17 protein-coding genes are annotated in these 15,312 nt (G+C 67.0%); 14 read left to right on the top strand and 3 right to left on the bottom strand.

Annotated elements, in window-relative coordinates; all coding sequences use genetic code 11:
• Positions 1–19: 19 nt before the first annotated feature.
• From FHW78_RS16350 to FHW78_RS16360, 3 genes are all read right to left on the bottom strand, one after another.
• Positions 20–874, bottom strand: a complete 855-nt coding sequence (locus FHW78_RS16350) for a sulfurtransferase (RefSeq protein WP_183644755.1) — start codon at positions 872–874, stop codon at positions 20–22.
• The gene (locus FHW78_RS16355; protein ID WP_183643047.1) at positions 874–1,674 is read right to left on the bottom strand and encodes a CoA pyrophosphatase; all 801 of its coding nucleotides are present in this window, start codon (positions 1,672–1,674) and stop codon (positions 874–876) included. The genes FHW78_RS16350 and FHW78_RS16355 overlap by 1 nt, the downstream gene beginning before the upstream one ends.
• Before the next feature lie 114 nt (positions 1,675–1,788).
• The gene (locus tag FHW78_RS16360) at positions 1,789–2,490 is read right to left on the bottom strand and encodes an FKBP-type peptidyl-prolyl cis-trans isomerase N-terminal domain-containing protein (RefSeq protein WP_183643050.1); all 702 of its coding nucleotides are present in this window, start codon (positions 2,488–2,490) and stop codon (positions 1,789–1,791) included.
• A gap of 171 nt (positions 2,491–2,661) precedes the next feature.
• On the opposite strand from FHW78_RS16360, the gene FHW78_RS16365 reads away from it, so the two are divergent.
• From FHW78_RS16365 to FHW78_RS16430, 14 genes are all read left to right on the top strand, one after another.
• A complete protein-coding gene (locus tag FHW78_RS16365) occupies positions 2,662–3,444 on the top strand; it encodes an enoyl-CoA hydratase-related protein (RefSeq protein ID WP_183643053.1) in 783 nt (260 codons plus the stop codon).
• Between the two features lie 7 nt (positions 3,445–3,451).
• Positions 3,452–3,826: a hypothetical protein gene (locus FHW78_RS20210; RefSeq protein ID WP_183643056.1), complete on the top strand. Its 375-nt coding sequence runs from the start codon at positions 3,452–3,454 to the stop codon at positions 3,824–3,826.
• A gap of 27 nt (positions 3,827–3,853) precedes the next feature.
• A complete protein-coding gene (nth, locus tag FHW78_RS16375) occupies positions 3,854–4,525 on the top strand; it encodes an endonuclease III (RefSeq protein ID WP_183643059.1) in 672 nt (223 codons plus the stop codon).
• Positions 4,526–4,869: 344 nt separating this feature from the next.
• Positions 4,870–6,036, top strand: a complete 1,167-nt coding sequence (locus FHW78_RS16380) for a porin (protein WP_183643062.1) — start codon at positions 4,870–4,872, stop codon at positions 6,034–6,036.
• Between the two features lie 334 nt (positions 6,037–6,370).
• Positions 6,371–7,387: a phosphate ABC transporter substrate-binding protein PstS gene (gene pstS / locus FHW78_RS16385; protein WP_183643065.1), complete on the top strand. Its 1,017-nt coding sequence runs from the start codon at positions 6,371–6,373 to the stop codon at positions 7,385–7,387.
• Positions 7,388–7,769: 382 nt separating this feature from the next.
• Entirely contained in the window at positions 7,770–8,867 is a 1,098-nt protein-coding gene (pstS, locus tag FHW78_RS16390; RefSeq protein WP_225562209.1) for a phosphate ABC transporter substrate-binding protein PstS, read from the top strand.
• 76 nt (positions 8,868–8,943) lie between these two features.
• Positions 8,944–9,915, top strand: coding sequence for a phosphate ABC transporter permease subunit PstC (gene pstC, locus FHW78_RS16395; protein ID WP_183643071.1), 972 nt, complete (start codon positions 8,944–8,946; stop codon positions 9,913–9,915).
• 1 nt (position 9,916) lies between these two features.
• Positions 9,917–10,768, top strand: a complete 852-nt coding sequence (gene pstA / locus FHW78_RS16400) for a phosphate ABC transporter permease PstA (RefSeq protein ID WP_183643074.1) — start codon at positions 9,917–9,919, stop codon at positions 10,766–10,768.
• Positions 10,761–11,579 carry a phosphate ABC transporter ATP-binding protein PstB gene (gene pstB / locus FHW78_RS16405; protein WP_183643077.1) on the top strand — a complete coding sequence of 273 codons (819 nt, stop codon included), beginning with the start codon at positions 10,761–10,763 and terminating at the stop codon, positions 11,577–11,579. The genes pstA and pstB overlap by 8 nt, the downstream gene beginning before the upstream one ends.
• Before the next feature lie 121 nt (positions 11,580–11,700).
• Entirely contained in the window at positions 11,701–12,411 is a 711-nt protein-coding gene (phoU, locus tag FHW78_RS16410; protein ID WP_183643080.1) for a phosphate signaling complex protein PhoU, read from the top strand.
• 132 nt (positions 12,412–12,543) lie between these two features.
• Positions 12,544–13,080: a sigma-70 family RNA polymerase sigma factor gene (locus tag FHW78_RS16415; RefSeq protein ID WP_183643083.1), complete on the top strand. Its 537-nt coding sequence runs from the start codon at positions 12,544–12,546 to the stop codon at positions 13,078–13,080.
• A gap of 66 nt (positions 13,081–13,146) precedes the next feature.
• Positions 13,147–13,593, top strand: a complete 447-nt coding sequence (locus FHW78_RS16420; RefSeq protein ID WP_183643086.1) for a hypothetical protein — start codon at positions 13,147–13,149, stop codon at positions 13,591–13,593.
• Positions 13,594–13,685: 92 nt separating this feature from the next.
• Positions 13,686–14,525, top strand: a complete 840-nt coding sequence (locus FHW78_RS16425) for a DUF692 domain-containing protein (protein WP_183644758.1) — start codon at positions 13,686–13,688, stop codon at positions 14,523–14,525.
• The gene (locus FHW78_RS16430) at positions 14,518–15,267 is read left to right on the top strand and encodes a putative DNA-binding domain-containing protein (RefSeq protein ID WP_183643089.1); all 750 of its coding nucleotides are present in this window, start codon (positions 14,518–14,520) and stop codon (positions 15,265–15,267) included. Before FHW78_RS16425 ends, FHW78_RS16430 begins: the two co-directional genes overlap by 8 nt.
• Positions 15,268–15,312: the final 45 nt, after the last annotated feature.

Consider the following 15,312-nt stretch of genomic DNA (forward strand, 5'->3'; position numbering starts at 1 on the left):
ACTGATGCCGACAGCGGCGTCAGCGCGCGCCGCGTTCGACCGGACGCGCCGGATCGGTGATCCAGCCGCTCCAGGAACCCGCGTAAACGCGCGCGCCCGACAGGCCGGCGTGTTCGAACGCCAGCAGCAGGTGGCAGGCGGTCACGCCGGAACCACACATGAGCACCAGATCATCCGGCCGCCTTCCGGCCAGCATCGGCGCCAGTTCGGCATGCAGTTCCGCGGCGGGTTTGAACTTGCCGTCGCGCAGGTTGGCGCCGAAAGGACGATTGAGCGCGCCGGGCACGTGGCCGGCCACCGGATCGATGGGCTCGACCTCGCCACGGAAACGCTCGGGCGCGCGGGCATCGAACAACCAGCCGCTGTCCTCGTCGAGGCGCCGGCGCACTTCGTCGGCGTCGGCGATGAGCCGCGCATCGAATCCGGCGGGATACGCCGGGAGGGCGTTGATCCGGGGTGGTTCCGCGGTCTCCGGCAAGCCGCGCGCGCGCCACGCGGCGAGGCCGCCATCGAGCACCGCCACCTGACGGTGGCCCAGCAGCCTCAGCATCCACCACAGCCGTGCGGCGGCCATGCTGCCGTCACCGGCGTCGTACACCACGACCTGATGTTGGGGCCCGATGCCCCACTCGCCGAGGCGTCGGGCAAAAGCGGCATCTTCCGGCAGCGGATGCCGGCCCAGGCCGGAACGCGACAGATCGGACAGATCTTCGTTGAGATCGGCATGCACCGCGCCTGGCAGATGCGACTCCGCGTACGCCGTTCGACCGGCGCCGGGATCCATCAGGGCAAAGCGCGCGTCGACGATCCGCAGGCCGGGATCGTCCAGCGCCGCTGCCAACGCATCCACGTCCACCAGCGTCGTCCAGTGCATCACGCGCCCTCCAGTCGTTGCCTCAGGTTGTACAGGATCGCGGCGGTGGCGCCCCAGATGCGCTGGCCGGGCCAACCGTACTCAAGCACCGCACGGCGACGGCCGCGATAGTCCACTTCCACCCGACGCAGGTTGGCCGGCGCCATCAGGTAATCGAGCGGTACTTCGAACACGTCCGCCACCTCGCCAGGTTCCGGGGTGGCGACGTAGGCCGGATCGATCACCGCGACCACCGGCACCACCCGGAAACCGCTGATCGTCGTGAAGGGATCCAGGAAACCCAGCGGCGCGATCTGGCTGGCGGGAATGGCCAGTTCCTCCCAGGTCTCGCGCAGCGCGGCGGCAACCACGCCCGCGTCTGCCGCCTCGATGCGGCCCCCGGGAAAGCTCACCTGCCCGGCATGGTGGCGCAGGCCATCGGTCCGCTTGGTCAGGATCACCTGCGTGCCCTGCGGGCGCGGCACCAGGCCGGCCAGTACCGCGGCTTCCGCCGGTTCGCCCGGCGGCAACAGGTCCAGCAGTTCCTCGTGGTTCCAGCCGCGCGCGGTGGGTATGTGGTCCAGCGGATGCAGCACGTGATGCAGGCGCGCGGCCTCGGGCAGGCGCTGCTCGAACGGCAGCTTGCCCTGCTCGCGCGCGGGCAGCACCGTTTCCATCAGACGCAGGCGTTCGTCATCGTTCATTCGGGACCAGCGGGCGATCTCGGCGGTCGTGCGCAGACAGCCTTCGCACAGCCCGTCGTCACCCAGGGTACAGACGCCGATGCACGGGCTAAGCACGGCGCGAAAAGCGGAATTCATGAACCTTCATACCTGCGCAGCCTAGCGCGAAAACCGCGCCCGTGCCGCGCAAAACGCACTACGCCGGCCTGGGGCCGGCGTAGCGGGACTGCTGGGAAAAATCGACTGCTGGAATTACTTGGTGCTGAGCAGCTTGATTTCGAAAACCACCGCCACGTTCGGCGGGAAGCCCGTGCGCGGATCCGCGCCGTAGGCCTTGTCCGGCGGCAGCGCGACTTCCCACTTGGCGCCCGACGGCATCTGCAGCAGCACTTCGCGCATGGCCTGCATTTCGATCTCGCTGACCTTCACGTTCGGCATCTGCTGGGCGGGACGCGCCTCGGCCGGCTTCTGGCCGAACGGATACGGACCGGCGACTTCCAGGCTGACCGTGCTGGCCTGGGTCGGCTTGGCGCCGGCGCCGGCTTCGATCACGCGGTACTGCACGCCGCTGGGCAGCGACTGCACGCCCTGCTTGGCCTTGTTCTGGGCCAGGAACTGATCGCTCTTGGTCTTGTTTTCCGCGGCGACCTTGTCGTACTCGGCCTTGGCCTGCTGGGCACGCTGCTGCTCGCGCTTCTGGAACGCTTCCAGCGCGGGCTTGAGCTGATCGGCGGTCAGCGCCGGCTGCTTCTTGGCATACGCATCCTGGAGGCCCTTGATGACGGTGTTGATGTCGAGCTGCTCGCCGCGACCGGTCAGTTCCGCCAGGTTGTTGCCGTAGTCGTAGCCGAAGTAATAGCTCAACTTGCCTTTCTCGGACGTGGTGTCCTGAGCCAGGGCGCTACCGGCCATGGCGAATGCCGCGACAGCGACCACTAACGAACGCAACTTCATCAACGATTTCTCCAGGGTGGTGGTACAGGGCGGACGTACCGCCTCGAATGGACGCGCTAGGATAGCGGCCAGGGCGCTTAACCGCCACTGACAACCGCCGGCTACGACCGACGGGGCGGCCCAAGAGTTCAATTTCACTTAAAATTCACGAATTTACCGGGATTCCCGCGCATGTCCGACACCCCCGTTTCCGTCACCGACCAGGGCGCCATCCGGCGCATCACCGTCAACCGCCCGGACAAACTGAACGCGCTCAACGCGGCCACCCTGGACGCCCTGCTCGTGGCCTTCGAAGCGGCGGCGGCGGACCCGGCGGTACGGGTGGTGGTCCTGACCGGCGCCGGCCCCAAGGCGTTCGTGGCAGGCGCGGACATCGCCGAGATGTCCGCCCTGAGCGCGGTCGAGGGGCGCGACTTCTCCCTGCGCGGCCAACGCCTGATGCGGCGCATCGAAACCCTGCCCAAGCCGGTGATCGCGATGATCAACGGGTTCGCCCTGGGCGGCGGCCTGGAACTGGCGATGGCCTGCCACCTGCGCATCGCCTCGGACAACGCCAAGGTCGGGCAGCCCGAAATCAATCTCGGCCTGATCCCCGGTTTTGGCGGCAGCCAGCGGCTGCTGCGCCTGGCCGGCCGCGCGGCCACGCTGGAACTGTGCCTGCTGGGCGCGCCCATCAACGCCGAACGCGCGTACCAGTTGGGCATCGTCAACAAGGTGGTCGCCGCCGACACGCTGGAAGCCGAAACCACGCAATGGGCCGAACAGTTGGCGCAGGCCGCGCCGCTGGCGCTGCGCGGCAACCTGGACGTCATCCACGTCGGTGGCGAATGCGCGATCGAGGAAGGCCTGCAGTACGAATCGGCGCAGTTCGGCCTGATGTTCTCGACCGAGGACATGCGCGAAGGCACGCGCGCGTTCCTGGAACGCCGCAAGCCGCAGTTCGCCGGCCGCTGAAACCTTCATGGGCGAGGCATCTTCCTCCATCTGCCGGCAGGCCGCGCGCGGGGAAAGCCTGCTGGCGTTGCTGGCGCGGGACGACCTGGATGCCGCCATCGACGCCGGACTGATGGACATCGCGCCCTGCTCCGCGGACTGCGCGTGCGTCACCCGGCTGGCACCCATCTGGGATGCCCAGCGCCGGCTGCGCACGGCATGGGAGGCGCGCGAGCGCCATCGCGCGCGCCAGGCGCGGCTGCTCCGGCGTGCCGCCGAACGCGATGCCCGGCGCATGCCGGCACCGGCGGCGCCGCAGGCACCCCGCCCGTCACTTCCCCCTTCCGCCGCCGCCATCCTGGCGCGCGCCAAGGCGCGTGCGGCGGGAAAAAGCGGTTCCTAGCCGCCGCACACCAAGCCCCTGGAACGCATGACAGAACGCCGCAAACGCCGCAGCCGCACCCTGAGCAAGGCCGAGGTGCAGGAACTGTTCTCGCGCCTGCGCGAACTCAATCCCAAGCCCACGACCGAACTGGAATACAAGACCCCGTTCGAGCTGCTGGTGGCGGTGACCCTGTCCGCGCAGGCCACCGACGTGGGCGTCAACAAGGCCACCCGGCGCCTGTTCCCGGTCGCCAACACCGCGGAAAAGATCCTGGCCCTCGGCGAGGAGGGGCTGAAGAAGTACATCTCGACGATTGGCCTGTACAACGCCAAGGCGAAGAACGTGATCGCCACCTGCCGGATCCTGGTCGAGCAGTATGGTGGCGAGGTACCGCGCTCGCGCGAAGCGCTGGAAGCCCTGCCCGGCGTCGGCCGCAAGACCGCCAACGTGGTGCTGAACACCGCGTTCGGCGAACCGACCATGGCGGTGGACACCCATATCTTCCGCGTCGCCAACCGGACCGGCCTGGCGCCGGGCAAGAACGTGCGCGAAGTCGAGGATGGACTGCTGAAGACGGTCCCGGCCGAATTCCTGCACGACGCCCACCACTGGCTGATCCTGCATGGCCGCTATGTCTGCAAAGCGCGCAAGCCGGATTGCCCGCAATGCGTGATCCGCGATATCTGCCGTTATCCGGACAAGACGGTGGCGGATTGAGGGGGAAGGCAACGATGCATCGCGATGGCGACGGCTTGCCGTGTGCGGCAAGCTGCATGACGGCTATCGGAAGCTGACAGGCGCCTCGGGCGACGTTGGGCGCCTGCCGTCTGCCAGGAGCGAATCCCCCTCGGTCCCCCTTTTTCAAAGGGAGAGGCACAGCCGAGCTTTTACCGAATCCCGGCTTTCAACGGCCGCACGGCCGTTCATCCCGAATCCCCAATCCCGGCCCCAACCGCCATCAAACTGTCATCCCGACGAAATAAGACAGCGTTGTAACAATAACGCAACTTTTACCAACTAGCCTGCGCAGCGTCTTCCACACCTGCCCCAAGGGCTAACCCATGAAACTCTCCCGCAGCACCCTGACTCTCGCACTGCTGGCCGCGGTCGCGGCGCCTGCCGCCCAGGCCGAGATTCCGATCGACGTGATCGGCGGTTCCGAAGTCTCGTTCGAAGGCCTGGTCCAGGCGGACTTCTACAAGTTCGACACCGACACCATCGACTACGGCGCCGATTCGTCTTCGGATCTGGATGGCGACGACTACTTGAACGAACTGCGCCGCGCCGAACTGGTGCTCAAGGGCAAGGGCCCGGGCAACATCGAGTGGGTGCTGGGCTATGACGCCAAGGACGACAAGTTCCTGGACGCCAACGTCAAGTACAAGATCGGCGGCAACGCCAACCACTTCCTGCAGATCGGCCAGTTCAAGCAGCCGGGCGCCACCCTGGAAGAACTGTCCAGCACCAAGAACAACGACTTCATCTCCAAGTCGTCGATCACCAACTCGCTGGGCACCCCGCGCCGCCTCGGCCTGCAGTACAACATCGGCGACGCCAACTGGGGCGTGACCGCCAGCTTCTTCGGCCGTGAACTGACCCGCAACCGCGAACATGGCGGCGGCTATTCGGCCCGCGGTTACTGGGCGCCGATCAATGAGGCCGGCAGCATCCTGCACCTGGGCCTGTCGTACACCGACAAGGACACCGATGGCGACGTGATCCGCCTGCGCGCCCGTCCGATGGCCGACATGGTCCCGACCCGCTTTGTCGATACCGGCAGCAGCGGCCTGCGCGCCAGCGACCGCAGCAGCGTGCTCGGCGCCGAAGCCATGTGGGTGAACGGTCCGTTCAAGCTGCAGGGCGAATACATGAAGACCGACGTCAAGCGCTACGGCAGCTTCGACGACTACAGCGGCGACGGCTTCTACGTGTCGGGCCTGTGGAACATCACCGGCGAGACCTGGGGCTACAAGGCCGGCGTGCCGACCACCGGCCTGCCGAGCGACCCGACCAAGGGCATGTGGCAGCTGGGCCTGCGCTACGACACCATCGATCTGACCGACGGCGCGGTGGTCGGCGGCGAGATGGACAGCTGGACCGCCGGCGTGAACTGGTACTGGCGCTCCAACTTCAAGTTCATGCTGAACTACGTCGCGGTCAAGCAGGAGAAGGGCGTGCTGAAGGACGACCCGAACGTGGTCGAAGCCCGCCTGCAGTTCTACTGGTAAGCCGGAACGATCCCGAACGGGATTCGCGGAGGGCGCGGCGCAGGCCGCGCCCTCTTTCGTTTTGCGGGAGGGGGGACCGGGGGAGCGCGGGTATTGTCGGGAAAAGCTCGCGCCGGGACGGCGCTCCTACCTTGGTTTGGTGGAAATCCGTCCGGGTAGGAGCGCCGTCCCGGCGCGAGCTCTTGGCCTCCGTACAAGGGGCTCCCCGACCGGCTGAGGACCCCGGTCGCCTGTCATCCGGCTGTCATGAAGGCGACATGGCGCTGTCACGCAAACGTCGTGAAATGCACGCCGACGGCACACCGTGCCGCTACGCCACTCCCAGGAGCCATCCGTGTTCAACTCGTTCAAGACCCGCGTCGCCGTGCTGGCCATCGCCGGCGCGCTCTCGGCCCAGGCCGCCGCTGCCGACGTCACCGGCGCCGGTGCGTCGTTCGTCTACCCGGTCATGACCAAGTGGTCGGCCGACTACGCCAAGGCCACCCAGAAGAAGGTCAACTACCAGTCCATCGGTTCCGGTGGCGGTATTGCCCAGATCAAGGCCGGCACGGTCGACTTCGGTTCGTCCGATGCCCCGCTGAAGCCGGACGAGCTGGCCAAGTTCAACCTCGCCCAGTTCCCGTCGGTGATCGGCGGCGTGGTGCCGGTCATCAACGTGCCGGGCGTGCCCTCGGGCGCGCTGAAGCTCGACGGCGACCTGCTGGCCGACATCTTCCTGGGCAAGGTGAAGATGTGGAACGACCCGCGCATCGTCGCGCTCAACGGCGGCGTGCAGCTGCCGGCGCAGAAGATCACCGTCGTCCACCGTTCCGACGGTTCGGGCACCACCTTCAACTTCGTCAACTACCTGTCCAAGGTCAGCGGCGAGTGGAAGAGCCAGGTCGGTGAAGGCACCTCCGTGCAGTGGCCGACCGGCATCGGCGGCAAGGGCAACGAAGGCGTCGCCGCGTACGTCAAGCAGATCAAGGGTGGCATCGGCTACGTCGAACTGTCCTACGCGCTGCAGAACAAGATGGCCTACTCGCGCCTGAAGAACGCCGCCGGCAACTACGTGCTGCCCAGCGACGAGACCTTCTCGGCCGCCGCCGCCAGCGCCGAATGGGGTACCGCCAAGGATTTCTACCTGGTGATGACCAACGCCCCGGGCGCCAATTCCTGGCCGATCACCGCGACCAACTTCATCCTGGTCAGCAAGCAGCCGAAGAACCCGGCCGGCACCAAGGCCACCCAGGAATTCTTCAGCTGGGTCTACGCCAACGGCGACGGCCAGGCCAAGGCGCTGGACTACGTCCCGCTGCCGGATCCGCTGGTCAAGCAGATCGAAACCTACTGGTCGCAGAACCTGAAGTAATCCTCTCCCCGATCCCGGCCGCGTACCCCTCTCTCCCGCGCGGTCGGGATCCCCTCTCTCAAACCAACTGGCATCTTTGTCCAAGCGGGCCTTCTGGCCCGCTTTTTTTATGCCGCGGGAAATATCCCTTGTCGGCGGCGGGAGCGGCCTCCGGCCGCGAGCTTTTCCGCGCCAATCGGAGGACCCTGCCTCACCCCATCCAGGGTCACCGGGTACCGACCAGGCGGCGGGTCGGAAGAGCTCGCGCCGGGGACGGCGCTCCTACCTCCCGGTCCGTGGCGAGTGCCGGAAATCCGACGCCGGCCACAATGTCATCACGCTGTAACAAAAACATCATTTCATAGCCGGCATGACACAAACCGCCCACGTTATGGAGCCCGCCATGTCCTTCGCTTCGCCGGTCCGCCTCGCGGCCCTCGCCGTCGCCGCCACCCTGTTCGTCGCCGGCTGCAAGCCCGCCTCCGACGCCCCGGCGGCCTCCGGCACCACGCCTGCCGGCCAGGACGCCGGCACCGGCGCGGCCAAGGTGACCGCCGAGATCACCGGCGCGGGCGCCTCGTTCATCTATCCGCTGATGGCCCGCTGGTCCAGCGACTACAACCAGAGCACCGGCGCCAAGATCAACTACCAGTCGATCGGTTCCGGCGGCGGCATCGCCCAGATCAAGGCGGCCACGGTCGATTTCGGTTCCTCCGACAAGCCGCTGTCGCCGGAAGAACTGGCGCAGGCCGGCCTGGGCCAGTTCCCGTCGGTCATCGGCGGCGTGGTTCCGGTCATCAATGTCGCCGGCATCGAGTCCGGCCAGCTCAAGCTGAGCGGCCCGGTCCTGGCCGACATCTTCCTCGGCAAGATCACCACCTGGAACGACCCGGCCATCGTCGCCCTCAACGCCGGCCTGAAGCTGCCGGCCGAGAAGATCAACAGCGTGCACCGCTCCGACGGCTCGGGCACCACCTTCAACTTCGTCAACTACCTGTCCAAGGTCAGCCCGGAGTGGAAGAGCAAGGTGGGCGAAGGCACCTCGGTGAACTGGGCCGGCGGTGTCGGCGGCAAGGGCAACGAGGGCGTGGCCGCCTACGTGCGCCAGCTGAAGAACTCCATCGGCTACGTCGAACTGGCCTACGCCGAGCAGAACAAGATGGCCTACGCCTCGCTGCAGAACGCCGCGGGCAACTTCGTGCAGCCGACCGCGGAAAGCTTCGCCGCCGCCGCCGCCAGCGCCGACTGGGCCGGTGCCAAGGACTTCAACCTGGTGATCACCAACGCGCCGGGCGCGGACGCCTGGCCGATCACCGCGACCAACTTCATCCTGGTCTACAAGCAGCCCAAGGATGCGGCGCGCGCGAAGAACACGCTGGACTTCTTCAAGTGGGCCTACGAACAGGGCAAGCCGCAGGCCGAACAGCTGGACTACGTGCCGCTGCCGCCGGAACTGGTGAAGCAGGTCGAAGCGTACTGGGCGGCGGAAATCAAGCTCTGATCCGTGCCCCGCGCGTGGCCGACTGACCGCGGCCACGCCTCCCCCCACGCAACGCCGGCCCGGACTTCCCGACCGCATGAATACCGCCGCCCTCCCCGCTTCCCTGGTCGATCTGCGCACCGCCCGCGACGCGCGCGCCGATCGCCTGTTCCGCTGGACGCTCACCGCCGCCGGCCTGTTCGTCCTGATCTCCCTGATCGCCGCCGCCTTGTCGATGCTGTGGGGCGGCCGTGAAGCCCTGCAGACTTTCGGCCTGGGCTTTTTCACCAGCACCGAATGGAACGTGGGCACGCGCGAATTCGGCGCGCTGGTACCGATCTACGGCACCCTGGTCAGCGCCACCATCGCGATGGTGATCGCGGTGCCGGTCAGCTTCGGCATCGCGCTGTTCCTGACCGAGGTCGCGCCCACCTGGATGCGCGGGCCGGTCGGCATGGCGATCGAACTGCTGGCCGGCATCCCCTCGATCATCTACGGCATGTGGGGCCTGTTCGTACTGGCGCCGCAACTGAGCGAATACGTCTATCCGTGGATTGACGAGAACCTGGGCCAGATTCCCGGCATCGGCCTGCTGTTTTCCGGCCCGCCGCTGGGCATCGGCATGCTGACCGCCGGCCTGGTGCTGGCGATCATGGTCATCCCGTTCGTGTCTTCGGTGATGCGCGAAGTGTTCCTGACCGTGCCCGGCCGGCTGAAGGAATCGGCCTACGCGCTCGGTTCGACCCGCTGGGAAGTGATGTGGGACATCGTGCTGCCCTACACTCGCTCGGCGGTCATCGGCGGCGTGTTCCTCGGCCTGGGCCGCGCGCTCGGCGAGACCATGGCGGTGACCTTCGTCATCGGCAACGCCTACGCGATCAGCGCGGCGCTGCTGGAACCGGGCACCTCGATCGCGGCGACCATCGCCAACGAATTCGCCGAAGCCACCGACCCGCTGCACCGCGGCTCGCTGCTGCTACTGGGCTTCACCCTGTTCCTGCTGACCTTCATCGTGCTGGCCGCCGCCCGCCTGATGCTGCGCCAGCTCGCCAAGCGCGAGGGCAACTGACATGTCCGCCTCCCTGTACACCTGGCGCAAGGTCAAGAACGTCATCGCGCTGACCCTGTCGATCGCCGCGGCGATCTTCGGCCTGATGTGGCTGGTCTGGATCCTGTGGACCACGATCACCAAGGGCCTTGGCAGCCTGAACCTGGACCTGTTCACCATGATGACGCCGCCGCCGAATGAACCCGGCGGCCTGCTCAACGCCATCTTCGGCAGCGTGGTGATCAGCCTGCTGGCGATCGTGCTCGGCACGCCGATCGGCATCGCCGCCGGCACCTACCTGGCCGAGTACGCCAACAAGCATTGGCTGGGCGAGACCATCCGCTTCGTCAACGACATCCTGCTGTCGGCGCCGTCCATCGTGCTGGGCCTGTTCATCTACACCGTGATGGTGGCGCAGATGGGACACTGGTCCGGCCTGGCGGGCGCGGTCGCGCTGGCCTTCATCGCCCTGCCGGTGATCGTCCGCACCACCGACGAGATGCTGCGGCTGGTGCCGCAGCAGATGCGCGAAGCCGCGCTGTCGCTGGGCGTGCCGCAATGGAAGGTGACCACCCAGGTGCTGCTGCGCTCGGCCCTGCCCGGCGTGGTGACCGGCGTGCTGCTGGCGCTGGCGCGCATCAGCGGCGAAACCGCGCCGCTGCTGTTCACCGCCTTCAACAACCAGTTCTGGAGCACCGACCTGATGCAGCCGATGGCCAACCTGCCCATGGTCATCTACCAGTACGCCATGAGCCCGTACGACTCCTGGAACTCGCTGGCCTGGGCCGGTGCGTTCCTGGTGACCGCGCTGGTGCTGCTGCTCAGTCTGTTGGCCCGGACCATCCTCCTGCGAAACAAGGTGACCCATGAATGACGTGGCCCGTATCTCGGTCGCGACCCCGCAGCGCGAAGTCGAGGCCGGCGCGCCGGCCCGCGTGAAGCTGGCGGCCAAGAACCTGGATTTCTACTACGGCGGTTTCCATGCCCTGAAGGGCATCAACCTGGAGATCCCGGAAAAGCGGGTCACCGCGCTGATCGGCCCGTCCGGCTGCGGCAAGTCGACCCTGCTGCGGATCTTCAATCGCATCTATTCGCTGTACCCGAAGCTGGAAGCCAAGGGCGAGGTGCTGCTGGACGACCAGAACATCCTGGATCCCAAGTACCCGATGAACCGCCTGCGCAGCAAGGTGGGCATGGTGTTCCAGAAGCCGGTGCCGTTCCCGATGACGATCTATGAAAACGTCGCCTACGGCATCCGCCACCACGAGCGCATCGGCCGTGCCGACATGGACGTGCGCGTGGAGCAGGCCCTGCGCCAGGCGGCGCTGTGGGACGAGGCGAAGGACAAGCTGAAGCAGAGCGCGCTGGGCCTGTCCGGCGGCCAGCAGCAGCGCCTGTGCATCGCCCGCGCGGTCGCCCTGCGTCCGGACGTGATCCTGCTGGACGAGCCGACCTCGGCGCTGGATCCGATCTCGACCAGCAAGATCGAACAGCTGATCGAGGAGCTGAAGCAGGACTACACCATCGCGATCGTCACCCACAACATGCAGCAGGCCGCGCGTGTTTCCGACTACACGGCCTTCATGTACCTGGGCGAGCTGATCGAGCACGATGCCACCGCGACGATCTTCTCCAAGCCCAGCAAGCAGCAGACCGAGGATTACATTACGGGACGTTTCGGATGAAACGCCCCGCGGGATTGGGGATTCGGGATTGGGGATTCGCAAGCACGACTCCCCGCCCCTCCCCGCTCCCGTCCGCTCCTGCCCATCCCGAATCCCCAATCCCCAATCCCGGCCCTCATCCATGAACACCCAACCGCACGAGCACATTGTGAAAAGTTACGACGAAGAACAGCGCCGGCTGGTGGCCGAGATCGTGCGCATGGGCGAGATCGCCGTGGCGCAGTTGGAAGCCGCCCTCGATGTCATTGAACGCCGCGACGACCGCGCCGCCCAGCGCATCATCGCCAACGACGAGGCCATCGATACGCTGGAACAGCAGATCAGCCATGACGTGATGCACCTGGCCCTGCGCGGCCCGATGGCGCGCGACCTGCGCGAGATTCTCGCCGGCCTGCGCATCCCGGCGGACATCGAGCGGATCGGCGACTACGCCGCCAACGTGGCCAAGCGCTCCATCGCCCTCAACGTCTCGCCGCCGATGCCGCAGATCACCGGCCTGCGCGCGCTGGGCAAGCTGGCCGCGCAGCAGGTGCGCGAAGTGCTGGTGGCCTACCAGAACAACGACGACGCCCACGCCCTGCAGGTCCGCGAACGCGACGCCGAACTGGACGCCCATTACACCGCGCTGTTCCGCGAGCTGCTGACCTACATGATGGAAGACCCGCGCAACATCACCCCGTGCACGCACCTGCTGTTCATGGCCAAGAACCTGGAACGCATCGGCGACCACGCGACCAACATCGCCGAGAACGTGTGGTTCCTGATCCACGGCGACCAGCCGCTGCCGGCCCGCGACAAGCGCGACGAGACCAGCACCACCGGCGCGATCTGATCCCTGCTCCAGGGCTGAATAGCGGCTGACCCAATCCGGGGGCGGGCGAATCCTTTCGCCCGCCCCCGTTCTCTTTCCAGCTGGCGGACATGGCGCGGACGCGCGATGCTGACCGACGGAGAACGACGACGGATGAGTGGAGCAGCCATCGCAAGCATCGAGGACCTGATGGCCGCGCGCGCCGGCGACGCGGCGGCGTTGCAGCGCGTGCTGGCGATTTCGCGGCAGAACCTGCGCCGCTACGCGGAATACCATTGCGTGGTCAACGACGCCGAGGACGCGGTGCAGGAGAGCCTGCTGCTGGTATCCCGCCGGATCGGCGACCTGCGCGCGGTCGAGGCCTTCGCTTCCTGGCTGTTCCGCATCGTCAAGCGGGAGTGCAACCGGCTCAAGCGCGGCCTGCGCCTGTTGACCGGAGAGGCGGTGACCGAGGACCTGCTGCCTCCCATCCATTTCGAACCGGTCGAGCTCGGCCATGACGTCGCGCGGGTGCTGGAAACGCTTCCAGCCCACTACCGCCAGATCCTCCTGCTGCGCGACCTGGAAGGCATGACCATCGAAGAGCTTGCCGAACAGCTGCAGCTGACCCCGCAGGCGGTCAAATCCCGCCTGCACCGGGCCCGCGCGCTGGCCCGCGAATACCTCGGCGCAGACCCCACACTTCCCTAACAACGCCGGATTACACTGGCGCCCCCTGCCGTGCGGAACCCCCGCACCTCAACTGGAGAAACTGCAATGTCCAAGTCCAACCAGAAGCCCGTCGCCCTCGCCATGTGCACCGCGCTGGCCGGCGGAATCGTTCTCGCGGGTTCGGCTTTCGCGATGGAACCGCTCTCGCAGGGTTACCTGCTTGCCGCCCAGGATGCCAAGGCCGCCGATGCCAAGACGGCCGAGGGCAAGTGCGGTGAAGGCAAGTGCGGCATCGAGAAGGCCGACACCGACAAGGACGGCAAGGTCTCCAAGGCCGAGTTCGACACCGCCCATCCCGGCAAGAGCGACAAGTTCACCGCCATCGACACCAACAAGGACGGCTTCATCGATGCCGCCGAGGCCAAGGCCCATCACGAGGGCAAGTGTGGTGAAGGCAAGTGCGGCGGCGACAAGAAGGATGGCGCCAAGGCCGACGGCAAGGCCGCGCACGAAGGCAAGTGCGGCGAAGGCAAGTGCGGCGGCGCGGCCTGATCCGACCGGCCCGTGTTCCGTGCCCTCCCCCGTCCGGGGGAGGGTGATGGCCGGGCCACCGCTTCCCCGCTGCCGACGTGGTTTCCTCCCACCTGTCTCCCGCGCCCGTCTCCGCCGGCCTCGGCCTGCGCCGCGCGCTGCTGGATCAATTGCTGGCCGCCGCGCCCGGCGATTTCGATTTCCTCGAATGCGCGCCGGACAACTGGATCGGCGTGGGCGGACGCCTGGGCGAAGCGCTGGAACAACTCACCTCGCGCGTGCCGCTGACCTGCCATGGCCTGTCGCTGTCACTGGGAGGTGTCGAACCGCTGGACGATACCTTCCTGGCGCGCACCCGCCGTTTCCTGGATCGCCACCAGGTCGCGCTGTACAGCGAACACCTGAGCTACTGCGCCGACGATGGCCATCTCTACGATCTGATGCCGATTCCGTTCACCGAGGAAGCGGTGCACCACGTCGCCGCCCGCATCCGCCAGGTGCAGGACGCGCTGGGCCGGCGCATCGCGGTGGAGAACGTGTCCTACTACGCGGCGCCGTACCAGGCCATGGCCGAAGTCGATTTCGTCAACGCGGTGCTGGACGAAGCCGACTGCGATCTGCTGCTGGACGTCAACAACATCTACGTCAACGCGATCAACCACGACTATGACGCGCACGGCTTCCTTGCGCGCATGCCGTCGCGGCGCATCGCCTCGTACCACATCGCCGGCCACTACGACGAGGCCGACGATCTGAAGATCGACACTCATGGCGCCGACGTGAAGGAAGACGTCTGGACGCTGCTGGCGGACGCCTATCGCCTGCATGGTGTGCGCCCGACATTGCTGGAACGCGACTTCAACTTCCCGCCGCTGGCGACGCTGCTGGGTGAACTCGGCCACGTCCGCGAATTGCAGGCGCGGGCGGCCCCGCGCGAGAGCGCGCATGGCTGAGCATCTGCGCGAGCAGCAGTTCGCGTTCGCGCGGCACCTGCGTGATCCGCAGCGGTATCCCGCGCCGCCCGGCATCGAGGATCGCCGCATGGCGATCTACCGGGATCTGTTCTTCAACAACATCGAAGGCTTGCTGGCCGGCAATTTCCCGGTCATCCGCCAGACCCTGGGCGATACGGACTGGCGCGCACTGGTACGCGGATTCTATGCGCGGCACCGCAGCCACACGCCGCTGTTTCCGGAGGTGGCGCGGGAATTCATCCGCTTCCTGCAGGATTGTCCGGTCCGCGAAGACGCGCCCTGGCTGGCCGAACTGGCGCATTACGAATGGGTGGAACTGGCCTTGCAGATCAGCGACGAGCCCGCGCCGCGCCATGATCCGGATGGCGATCTGCTGGACGGCATGCCCGTCACTTCGCCATGGGCGTGGGCGCTCGCCTACCAGTGGCCGGTGCCGCGCATCGGGCCGGAGTACCGGCCGTCGGTACCGCCAGCCACACCAACCCTGCTGCTCGTTCGCCGCGACCCGGACCACGCGATCCGTTTCGCGGATCTGTCGCCGCTGGTCTATCGCCTGTTCGAGCTGCTCGGCGAACGTCGCCTGAGCGGCCGCCAGGCCCTGCGGCAACTGGCGGCCGAAGCCGGCGTACCGGCCGATGACGGCTTCATCGCGCAAGGCGAGGCGATGCTGGTGCGGATGCGCCGCGAAGGCAGCCTGCTGGGTACCGCCCTGCCCGGCTGAGTTCGTCGCCGCGCGACCATCGGCTGCCCGCCGGTTTCGATATCG

Origin of the sequence: Pseudoxanthomonas sp. OG2, assembly GCF_014192765.1 — a bacterium.
Taxonomy (GTDB): Bacteria; Pseudomonadota; Gammaproteobacteria; order Xanthomonadales; family Xanthomonadaceae; genus Pseudoxanthomonas_A; species Pseudoxanthomonas_A beigongshangi.